The organism is Nitratidesulfovibrio liaohensis, assembly GCF_011682075.1.
GTDB classification, from domain to species: domain Bacteria; phylum Desulfobacterota; class Desulfovibrionia; order Desulfovibrionales; family Desulfovibrionaceae; genus Cupidesulfovibrio; species Cupidesulfovibrio liaohensis.
Window position 1 is genome coordinate 1 of sequence record NZ_VSMK01000013.1, and the last position, 10,297, is coordinate 10,297.

At 65.9% G+C, this 10,297-nt stretch carries 9 protein-coding genes and 1 pseudogene; all 10 read left to right on the forward strand.

Annotated features, from left to right (window positions below; genetic code table 11):
- Positions 1–186, forward strand: a 186-nt coding sequence (locus FVW27_RS00725; RefSeq protein ID WP_279586583.1) for a helix-turn-helix domain-containing protein, incomplete at its 5' end; no start/stop codon positions are given.
- Positions 187–283: 97 nt separating this feature from the next.
- Positions 284–1,033 (forward strand): 2,3-diphosphoglycerate-dependent phosphoglycerate mutase, encoded by a 750-nt coding sequence (gene gpmA / locus FVW27_RS00730; RefSeq protein WP_167121858.1) that lies wholly within the window; start codon positions 284–286, stop codon positions 1,031–1,033.
- Between the two features lie 303 nt (positions 1,034–1,336).
- Positions 1,337–2,701 carry a tetratricopeptide repeat protein gene (locus FVW27_RS00735; protein ID WP_167121860.1) on the forward strand — a complete coding sequence of 455 codons (1,365 nt, stop codon included), beginning with the start codon at positions 1,337–1,339 and terminating at the stop codon, positions 2,699–2,701.
- A 155-nt stretch (positions 2,702–2,856) separates the two neighbouring features.
- On the forward strand, positions 2,857–4,029 hold the full coding sequence (locus FVW27_RS00740) for a homocysteine biosynthesis protein (RefSeq protein WP_167121862.1): 1,173 nt from the start codon (positions 2,857–2,859) through the stop codon (positions 4,027–4,029).
- Between the two features lie 165 nt (positions 4,030–4,194).
- Entirely contained in the window at positions 4,195–5,052 is an 858-nt protein-coding gene (larE, locus tag FVW27_RS00745) for an ATP-dependent sacrificial sulfur transferase LarE (RefSeq protein WP_167121864.1), read from the forward strand.
- A gap of 665 nt (positions 5,053–5,717) precedes the next feature.
- On the forward strand, positions 5,718–6,116 hold the full coding sequence (locus FVW27_RS00750) for an FmdB family zinc ribbon protein (RefSeq protein ID WP_167121866.1): 399 nt from the start codon (positions 5,718–5,720) through the stop codon (positions 6,114–6,116).
- Positions 6,117–6,376: 260 nt separating this feature from the next.
- Positions 6,377–7,675, forward strand: coding sequence for an adenylosuccinate lyase (gene purB / locus FVW27_RS00755; RefSeq protein ID WP_167121868.1), 1,299 nt, complete (start codon positions 6,377–6,379; stop codon positions 7,673–7,675).
- A 141-nt stretch (positions 7,676–7,816) separates the two neighbouring features.
- Positions 7,817–8,377: an orotate phosphoribosyltransferase gene (gene pyrE, locus FVW27_RS00760; protein WP_167121870.1), complete on the forward strand. Its 561-nt coding sequence runs from the start codon at positions 7,817–7,819 to the stop codon at positions 8,375–8,377.
- Positions 8,378–8,612: 235 nt separating this feature from the next.
- Complete coding sequence (locus FVW27_RS00765; protein ID WP_167121872.1) at positions 8,613–9,911, forward strand: L,D-transpeptidase family protein; 1,299 nt, start codon at positions 8,613–8,615, stop codon at positions 9,909–9,911.
- Positions 9,911–10,297: pseudogene (locus tag FVW27_RS00770) on the forward strand (hypothetical protein); the annotation flags it as partial. The gene FVW27_RS00765 and the pseudogene FVW27_RS00770, both read left to right, overlap by 1 nt.

The window sequence follows — 10,297 nt, forward strand, 5'->3', positions numbered from 1 at the left end:
ATGGCCGCGCTGCTGGCCCCCGGCATGGACCTGAAGGCGGCCCGCGCCGCCTTCGAGGCGCAGTACCTTGCCGCGCGCCTTGCGGAGTGCGGCGGCAACGTCACCCGGCTGGCCGAAGCCGTGGGCATCGAGCGCAGCCATCTGTACCGCAAGCTGAAAGGATACAACATCCAGACGGCAGACTGACCGGCAGACTGTCGGCAGAGCGCCGGTCGGCCGGGCGCCCGCCACGGGCACGGGCGCCGGTTGCAAATGGCGGCCCAGTGGGCCGACGGGAGGGAACATGCATACGCTGGTACTTCTGCGTCACGGGCAAAGCGCGTGGAATCTGGAAAACCGCTTCACCGGCTGGACCGACGTGGACCTTTCGCCCGAGGGCGAGCAGGAGGCGCGCGACGCCGCCCGCCTGCTGGCGGACGAAGGACTGACCTTCGACGTCTGCCACACCTCGGTGCTGACCCGGGCCATCCGCACCCTGTACATCGTGCAGCACGAGATGGGGCTGTCCTGGCTGCCGGTGCACAAGCACTGGCGGCTCAACGAACGCCATTACGGCGGCCTGCAAGGGCTGGACAAGGCGGAAACCGCCGCCCGCTTCGGCGAGGACCAGGTGTTCGAATGGCGGCGCAGCTACGACACGCCGCCCCCGCCCCTGCCTGCCGACGATCCGCGCAACCCCGCCGGGGATGCCCGCTACGCGGGCCTTGCGCCCGACGTGCTGCCCGCCAGCGAAAGCCTGAAGGAAACCGTGGCCCGCGTGCTGCCCTACTGGCACGACGTCATCGCGCCGCAGGTGCTGGCCGGGCAGCGGGTGCTGGTGGCGGCCCACGGCAACAGTCTGCGCGCCCTGGTCATGCATCTGGACGGCATGACCCCGGAAGCCGTCACCAAGCTGAACATCCCTACCGGGCTGCCGCTGGTCTACACCCTGGACCACACATTGCTCCCGCTGGGGCACCGGTATCTCGGCGACCCGGCAGTGGCCGAGGCCAAGGCAAAGGCCGTGGCGGCGCAGGGGACGGCCCGGAAATAGCAGCCAGCGCGACCGCACACGCCGCGCAAGGGAGGGAGAGGGCACCCACGGGCACAGTGGTCACATGCGGGGAGCGAACGCGCACGGCTCGCCACGTCATGCGGACTGTGATAGGATTGCCGACGGAGCGGGTTGCGCAAAACGATCCGGACAACGTCAGTTGCCGCTTACCCGAATGTGTCCGCGCCAGTTGCATTGACAAGCCCCGAACGCGTACCTACCGTCCAGCCCGCGCCCGGCACGGGCGACACACTCACAGGCCAGCGTCCTCTGCGGGGGGGAAGCATGCCGCAAGGAGCAAGTATGGCGAGCAACATCAACCTCAAACTCAAGCAGAAGCAATACGAGAGTACCGTCGTCGAATTCATCAGCGAAAAGAAAGGCTACTTTCTTGTGGTGAGCGACGACCAGAACTTCATTTCACTGCTGCGCAACACCGTTGCCAAGCATCTCGCCATCGCCACGGACGCCCTTTCGGTGGTCACCAACACCGACTACATCATCAAGTCCATCCGCGATGTCTCCATGCGCAAGAAGAACGTGCTGGTGTTCATGGAGCGCATGCTGGAAGGCCGCGACACCGGGATTCTGGTCCGACAGGTCAAGAACGCTTACTCGGACGTGAAAATCATCATCCTCACCGGCGAGACGGAACGGCAGCGCCTGGTGCTGCTGCACGAAATCGGCGCGGACAACTTCATCAGCAAGCCCATTTCGGTGAACACGCTGATCGAAAAGATCGCCTTCACCATCAAGCCGCAGGGCAAGCTGGGCCAGCTCATCGACACGGCACGGGCCATGGTGCAGCAGGGCTCGCACGAAAGCGCCCTGAAGGTGTGTCGCAAGATACTGGAACTGAAGCCCAACAGTGCCGCCGGGCTGTTGGTCATGGGCGACGCCTACCAGGCACTGGGCAAGATGGACCGCGCCCGGGAATGTTTTGAAGAAGCCAGCCGCAACGCCGACCTGTACCTGGAACCGCTGAAGAAGCTGGCCGACCTGAACAAGCTGATCGGCGACAGCGAGGCTCAACTGGGCTACCTGGAAAGGCTGGACCGCCTCTCGCCCCTCAACGTGGAGCGCAAGGTGGACATGGGCGAGATCCATGTGGAGATGGGCAACCAGGAGAAGGCCGAAGAACTTTTCGAGCTTGCCGTCACCCAGGCCACGCGCGAGGCCATGGCCTACATCGGCGACATTTCCGAGCGCATCGCCACCATCTACAGCGAGCGCGACCCCGAACGGGCGGAGCGCTTTCTGCGCAAGGCGCTGGACGCCAAGGGCGACATGCTGGACCGGGGCGACCTGGGCACCTTCAACCGCCTGGGCATCGCCCTGCGCAAGCAGGGCAAGTGGCGCGATGCCACCATCGAATACCAGAAGGCCCTGCGCATCGCCCCGGACGACGAGAACCTTTACTACAACATGTCCATGGCCTTCGCCGAGGGCAAGGAATTCCGCGATGCGCGGTCCAACATGCTGAAGGCCATGGCCATCAATCCCGACCTGCCCCGACGCGACAAGACCATTGCCTTCAACATGGGCCTGGTGTTCATGCGGGCGGGCGGGCGCGACTACGCCGAACGCTGCCTGCAGGTGGCGCTGGAACTGGACCCGGATTTCGACCTTGCGCGCCAGGCCCTGGAACGTTTGGGGCAATCATCCTGAGAAATTCCCGGTTGATCCGCCAATCGAGCATTGATTTCACGGGGGGCCTGCGCAGGTCCCCCTTTTTTGCGGGTTGCAATCCGGACTGCTTTTCCATATGCTGATATCCTGATTTACTGAACCGGCGTATGACGCCACCAACGGAGGTTAGCAAGATGGCGAGTTTCAAGGTGAACAAGACGATCGCGGAAATCAACGAGCGCATCCGCCAGGGCAAGGCCGTGGTGTTGAATGCCGAGGAGATGACCGAGGCCGTCCGTCGAATGGGCAAGGAAAAGGCCGCCCGCGAAATCGACGTCGTCACCACCGGAACGTTCTCGCCGATGTGCTCCTCCGGGCTGCTCTTCAACATCGGCCAGCAAGATCCACCCACCCTCAAGACCGCCAAGGTCTGGATGAACGACGTGCCCGCCTACGCGGGGCTTGCCGCCGTGGACTCCTACCTGGGCGCCACCGAACCCACAGAGGACGACCCGCTGAACAAGGTCTACCCCGGTCGGTTCAAATACGGCGGCGGCCACGTCATCGAGGACCTGGTGCGCGGCAAGGCCGTGCACCTGCGGGCAGAGGCCTACGGCACCGACTGCTACCCGCGCAAGTCGCTGGACAAGAAGATCACCCTGTCCGAGCTGCCCTATGCGCACCTGCTGAACCCGCGCAACTGCTACCAGAACTACAACGCGGCCGTGAACCTGACGAGCCGCATCATCTACACGTACATGGGCCCGCTGAAGCCCAACCTGCGCAACGTCAACTTCGCCACGGCGGGCCGCATCTCGCCGCTGTTCAACGACCCGCTGTTCCGCACCATCGGCCTTGGCACCCGGATATTCCTGGGCGGCGGCACGGGGTACGTGCTGGGAGCGGGCACGCAGCATGTGGCAGCGCCCAAACGCACCGAACGCGGCCTGCCGCTTTCCCCGGCGGGCACCCTGATGCTGAAGGGCGACCTGAAGGGCATGAACCCGCGCTACCTGCGCGGCCTGTCCTTCCTGGGCTACGGCTGCTCGCTGGCGGTGGGCGTGGGCATTCCCATCCCCATCCTGAACGAGGAAATCGCCTGGTTCACCGGTGTGGACGACAGCGACATCCAGATGCCGGTCAAGGACTACGGGCACGACTACCCCAACTGCCTGCCGCGGGTCATCCAGCACGTAACCTACGAAGACCTGAAGAGCGGCGAAGTGGAGATCATGGGCAAGAAGGTGGAAACCGTGCCCATGACCAGCTACCCGCTGTCGCTGGAAGTGGCCAACACGCTGAAGGCGTGGATCGAAAAGGGCGAATTCCTGCTTACCGAGCCGGTGGAACTGCTACCTTCGGCGTAGGGATTTCCCTCCGGCCACGAACATGAACTGAACAACCCGCCGGACGCGCGCAAACAGCGCGCACCCGGCGGGTTTCGTTTTTCGGATGGCGGGTCTTGCCGCGAGGCGTGAAAGCACTACCTTCTGCTCTGTCCCAGGCACACCATTCGCCCATAGACACACCATATGCCCAATACCGCCCCGCCGCGCTCCGACGCACTCCCTCCTGCCCTGCTGGACCTGCTGGCCACCATGCCGGAACTGGCCGTGGCCCTTTCAGGCGGGCTGGACAGCCGCTTCCTGACCCACGCCGCCCTGCTGGCAGGCTGCCGCGTCACCGCCCTGCACATCACCGGCCCGCACATGCCCCCCCGCGAAACGGCAGAAGCACGCCGCTGGGCCACTGCGCGCGGGGCCACTTTCACCGCCGTTCCGCTGGACCCGCTGACCATCCCGGCCATAGCGACGGGCCAGCGGGACCGCTGCTACCACTGCAAACATGCGGCGTTCACCGCCCTGCTGGCCACGGCAGCACCCCTGCCCCTGTGCGACGGTACCAACGCCGACGACCTGACCGCCCACCGCCCCGGTCTGCGGGCCCTGCGCGAACTTGGCATCCGCTCGCCGCTGGCCGAGGCGGGTCTTTCCAAGGCCGACATCCGCGCACTGGCCGCACGCACCGGCATGGACAGGCCGGACCAGGCGGCCCGCCCCTGCCTGCTGACCCGGCTGGCCTACGGCATGCAACCGGACGCGGCCACCCTGGCCCGCCTTGCCGCTACGGAAGAAGAACTGGAAGACCTTGGCCTGTGGGACTTCCGCCTGCGGCTGGCACCGGATGCGCCGCCCCGCCTGCAACTGGGCCCGGCGCACGCAATGCCGGGAGCCGCCACGGCAGACACCACGGCATCAGGAACCACAGTATCAGGCACCGCCCCTCCCCCGCCCCCGCCCGGCGACCTGCTCCGGATACTGGCCCGGCACGGCTTTGGCGATGCCACCATCGACGCGGACGGACCGGTAAGCGGCTATTTCGACCGCTGATCCCGGACCTCGCGTCTGCCTTACCTCCCCTGCCAGTCTGGCCGTCCTTATCGGCCTCTCTGGCCAACCTGGCCCCTGGCCCGTCATCCCACTGCCTTCCCCTGTCACGCAGCACTGGACAAAACCTGTGGTTCGCGATAGGTGGTCCCTCTTATCTCACGCGATTTCACGGAGGAGTCCCCCATGGCCCACAAGAAGATCGAACGCAAGAAAGAACTGGATCGTCGCCGTCAGCGCCGCGAAAAGCGTCTGAAGCAGCGCGTGCGCGAAGCGAAGGCCGCCGCCAAGTCCTAAGGCATCCAGGTTTTTCGTTCCGCCGCAAGAACGCCCCGCGCTTCGCGCAACGTGCCCCCGAAGGCACGTCGCCCGAGGCGCGTGTGCTTCCTGCGGGACGGATCGCCCATCACATGCCCGCACCGTTGCGTCGCACTGCATGCGACATGCATCGGGGGCATGGGGCGGTTCATGCAGCATCACGGAACATATACCTCGCCATGCATGCAGCACCCGGCAGCGGGCATGGCGGTGACCACGCCCCGTCCGTCGCACGGCACCACACCGCCGTGCATGCCTACCGTGCTCCAACGCATGGCCTTCCCGTTTGACAACGCGTGCGGCGCTGTTTAGGTTCGTGCATCACGCGTAGGTTCTGCAAGGAGGGTAGCATGCCCATCTACGAATATCGTTGCAGCGACTGCGAGCAGATCTTCGAGGAATGGCTGAAGACCTTCGACGAAGCCCCCCGCTCCTGTCCGGTGTGCGGTGGCCACGCCGACCGCATCGTGTCCAACACCAGCTTCGTGCTCAAGGGCGGCGGCTGGTACGTCACCGACTACGGCAACCGCTCGTCCACCGATTCGCATGCGGGCGCAAGCGCGGAAGCCTCTGGCAACGGTGACGCAGGATCCAATGGGTCCAGCAAGTCGGGCGCCTCTGGCGGCTCCGCCGATTCCGGAACCGCTGCCGCGTCGTCCGGCACCGCCACTTCGGGCACAGGCCCGGCCAAGTGTGCATCGGCCGCCCCGTCGGGCGGCTGCGGCGCCGCGTTGACCACAGGCTCGTAGCATCCAGGGGCAGTCCGCAAGACTGCCCCTTTTCACGATTGGACCAGTCCGCAAGACTGCCCCTTTTCACGACCAGTCCCGACGCCGCGCCGGTTCCGCGCATGGCCGCGCGCATTACGGTGCGCCTCGCTCCGCGCCGTACCGGCCAGAAAATCCGGGCGCACAGGCCCGGCAATTCCGGCACACCGCCCCGCCGGTCAGCCACGCCGCACCGGCGGCCCATGCAACCGCATCCGCACAGCACCAGCAAGGAAGCCACGATGATCGACCGTTACTCCCGCCCCGAGATGGCCCGCATCTGGACCCTCGAAAACCGCTTCCGCGCCTGGCTCGACGTTGAACTGGCCGTGTGCGAGGCCTGGCACCGCCTGGGCGTCATCGGCGCGGACGACATGCGCGTCATCCGCGAAAAGGCCGACTTCGACGTGGACCGCATCCTGGAAATCGAGCAGGAAACCCGGCACGACGTCATCGCCTTCCTGACCGCCGTGGAAGAAAAGGTGGGCCCCTCGGCCCGGTTCATCCACCTGGGCTGCACCTCGTCGGACATCGTGGACACGGCCAACGGCCTGCTGCTGGCCCAGGCCGGCGAACTGATCCTGAAAGGCTTCGAGCGGCTGCTCTCCACCCTGGAAGCCCTGGCCTTCGCCAACAAGGGTCGCCTGTGCATGGGCCGCACCCACGGCATCCACGCCGAACCCACCAGCTTCGGCCTGAAGATGGCGGGCTTCCACGCCGAATTCCAGCGCCACGTGGCGCGTTTCCGCGACGGGCTTGAAAGCGTGCGCGTGGGCAAGATTTCCGGTGCCGTTGGCACCTATGCCATGCTCGACCCCCGCGTGGAGGCCATTGCCTGCGAAATCCTGGGCCTGGCCGTGGACCCCATTTCCACCCAGGTCATCCAGCGCGACCGGCACGCCCACTTCTTCACCTCGCTGGCGCTGGCCGCGGGCGGCGTGGAACGGCTGTGCGTGGAACTGCGCCACCTGCAGCGCACCGAAGTGCTGGAAGCCGAAGAAGGCTTCGCCAAGGGCCAGAAGGGGTCGTCGGCCATGCCGCACAAGAAGAACCCCATCTCGGCGGAGAACATGACCGGCCTTTCTCGCCTGATCCGCACCAACTCGCTGGCCGCCATGGAAAACATGGCCCTGTGGCACGAGCGCGACATCAGCCATTCTTCCGTGGAACGGGTGATCATGCCCGACTCCACCATCCTCATGGACTACGTGCTGCACCGTCTGTCGGGCCTGTTGTCCAACCTGCGGGTGATCCCCGAGAACATGGACCGCAATCTGGCCGGGTCGTACGGACTGTACTACTCGCAGCGCGTGCTGCTGGCCCTGGTGGAATCGGGCATGGCCCGCCAGGAGGCCTACGTGATGGTGCAGCGCTGCGCCATGCAGAGCTGGGAAACCAGAAAGCCCTTCCCGGACATGGTGCGGGCCGATGCGGATATCGCCGCGCGCCTTGCCCCCTCCGTCCTTGATGAACTGTTTGATCCCGGCTACTATCTGCGCCACGAAAACATGATCTTCGAGCGGGTGTTCGGTCGCAGCTGAGACATTCCGGGCGCGCCCAGCCCTCCTGGGCGCCAAACGTCGCCGACATGCCGGGCGGTCCATCCGCCCGGCGAATGATCACACGGCACCCTCGGCTGCCAGACCACGAAACCACGCACACCCGCCATCGCAAGGATATCCATGAACGACCTTCGCACCCGTCTGGCCCGCCTGCTTGTGGAAAAATCATACCGCGAGGGTGATTTCACCCTTACCTCGGGCCGGAAGAGCGATTACTACTTCGACTGCAAGCAGACTGCCCTGCACGCCGAGGGCTCGTGGCTCATCGGTTCGCTGTTCAACGACCTGCTGCGCGACGTGCCTGTGGTGGGCGTGGGCGGCATGACTCTGGGGGCCGACCCGCTGATTTCCGCCACCACGGTCATCTCGCACGAGCGGGGCCGCCCGCTGGCGGGCTTCATCGTGCGCAAGCAGCCCAAGGGACACGGCACCGACCAGTACGTGGAAGGCCTTGCCAACTTTGCCCCAGGAGACCCGGTTGCCATGCTGGAAGACGTTGTCACCACTGGCGGTTCCCTGTTAAAGGCTTGCGAACGGGTAGAGGCCGCGGGGCTGCGCATCGTGGCCGTATGCACCGTGCTGGACCGCGAGGAAGGCGGCAGGCAGGCCATCAAGGCCGCCGGGTACGACCTGATTTCGATCTTTACCCGCAAGGAACTGGTGGACGCCGCGCGCTCCTAGGCGGCACCCCAGTCCGAAAGTCCGAACAGTCCGGCCTCCGGCAGGCCGGACACCCCGGCGAGCCAGGCACACGCCTGACTGCACCGGCAGAGACAGCACAGGCCCCGGCGGCCACCCCCCACCGGCACCACGCCCTTGCGGCACAGGCCGGTCACCACGACGGGGAACAGGCTCCATATCCGCCGTTTCGACGGATCACCGTACCCCTGCGGGGGTACACAGCCCGCGCACCGAGATGCATCGAAGCACCATCCGCGCCCTTCACCGCCTGTTGCCTGCCGCTGCCCTGCTGCTTTCCCTTTTCTGTCCCCTTTCCGCCGCCGCCGACGGGTGGCACGTGCGCATACCGGACGACGCAGGTACCCCGCGCCGCCTGGTGGCCGTGGACAAGGAAGACCAGAAGCTGCACATCTACGAGCGCCACAGCCCGCTCAAGCTCGCCGCAAGCTACATCTGCACCACCGGGCAGGCCACGGGCGACAAGCAGACGGCGGGCGACCTGAGAACCCCCGAAGGCATCTACTTCGTGGTCAGCAAGCTGTCCGCCGGGCTGGACATGGAAATGTACGGCGGCATCGCCTACACCCTGAACTACCCCAACCCCGTGGACAAGCTGCGCCGCAAGACCGGCTCCGGCATCTGGATCCACAGCAAGGGGCACGACATCGTCCCGCGTGAGACCAAGGGGTGCATCGCCCTGAACCGGGCCGACATCGACAAGGCGGGCAAGCTGTTCGTGCCCGGAACGCCAGTGGCCGTGGCCGACGATGTGGGAACCGACGCATCTCCTCCCAAGGAAGACAAGGCCACCGCGCGCAAGCTGGAAGACAAGGTCAAGGGCTGGGCAAAGGCGTGGGGTTCCCGCTCGCCCGCCATGTTCGACTATTACGACCCCGACGCATACTCCGCCGCGCAGGACGAGTCCTTCGCCGCGTTCCGCACCCAGAAGGAACGGCTGTTCAAGCAGCTTGCGTGGATCCAGACCTCCATCTCCGACGTGCAGGTGATGCAGGGCCCCGGCTACTGGGTGACCTGGTTCAACCAGTACTACCGCGCCCCCAACATGACCACCGAAGGCATTCGCCGCCTGTACTGGCAGCCCGACAAGAAGGGCGAGTACCGCATCGTGGGCATGGAATGGGTGCCCGCCGACGTGGGCATGGAAGCCAACTACCTCGAAACGGTATCGCCGCAGATCACCGCCTTTGTCGAAAAATGGCGCAAGGCGTGGGAACGCGGCGACGTGAAGAACTACATCGCCTGCTACGCGAACGATGCCGAACAGGCCCCGCGCAAGGGCGCCGCGTCCATCCGCCAGCAGAAGCAGGAACTGTGGCGCAAGGCCAAGCCCGCCAAGGTCCAGTTGAAGGGCCTGCGCATAGAGACCGTGGCTGGCGGCGTGCGCGCCGACATGACCCAGGAATACCGCGACGTGACCGGCTACTCCGACCGGGGTGTGAAGACCCTGCTGCTGCGCCAGGATGGCCAGGGTTGGGAAATCGTCAAGGAAGAATGGAGCCCCGCCGCCCGATGATGACCGACGAGAAGTACAGCCTGCTGCTCATGCGCGACGACTGCCGCGTGCGTCGCCTGCGCGTGAGTCCCCTGGCCCTGCGACTGCTCACCATTTCGCTGGTGCTGCTGCCGCTACTGGCCGCTTTCGGGGCGTGGGCGGGCTTCTCGTTCTGGCAGGCCAACCGGGCGCTGGTGAGCCAGAACCAGACCCTGGACCGCGAGTTGAAGGAAGCGCGGGTGGAACTGGAGCGGCTTTCCAACCTGGAATCCCTGCTGCGCAACAGCGACCCCGAGGAACTGCGCGCCCTGCTGGGCAGCGCGGCCCTGGCCTCGCCTCCGGCTCCGTCGCCCGCCGCTCCGGGCGACGCCAACGGGGCCGGTGACGGCGTGGTGGCAGGAAGTGGC

Excerpts from the sequence above, each read along its gene's own strand:
- gpmA (WP_167121858.1), top strand. The coding sequence starts at position 284 with ATGCATACGCTGGTACTTCTGCGTCACGGGCAAAGCGCGTGGAATCTG.
- FVW27_RS00735 (WP_167121860.1), top strand. The coding sequence starts at position 1,337 with ATGGCGAGCAACATCAACCTCAAACTCAAGCAGAAGCAATACGAGAGT.
- FVW27_RS00740 (WP_167121862.1), top strand. The coding sequence starts at position 2,857 with ATGGCGAGTTTCAAGGTGAACAAGACGATCGCGGAAATCAACGAGCGC.
- larE (WP_167121864.1), top strand. The coding sequence starts at position 4,195 with ATGCCCAATACCGCCCCGCCGCGCTCCGACGCACTCCCTCCTGCCCTG.
- FVW27_RS00750 (WP_167121866.1), top strand. The coding sequence starts at position 5,718 with ATGCCCATCTACGAATATCGTTGCAGCGACTGCGAGCAGATCTTCGAG.
- purB (WP_167121868.1), top strand. The coding sequence starts at position 6,377 with ATGATCGACCGTTACTCCCGCCCCGAGATGGCCCGCATCTGGACCCTC.
- pyrE (WP_167121870.1), top strand. The coding sequence starts at position 7,817 with ATGAACGACCTTCGCACCCGTCTGGCCCGCCTGCTTGTGGAAAAATCA.
- FVW27_RS00765 (WP_167121872.1), top strand. The coding sequence starts at position 8,613 with ATGCATCGAAGCACCATCCGCGCCCTTCACCGCCTGTTGCCTGCCGCT.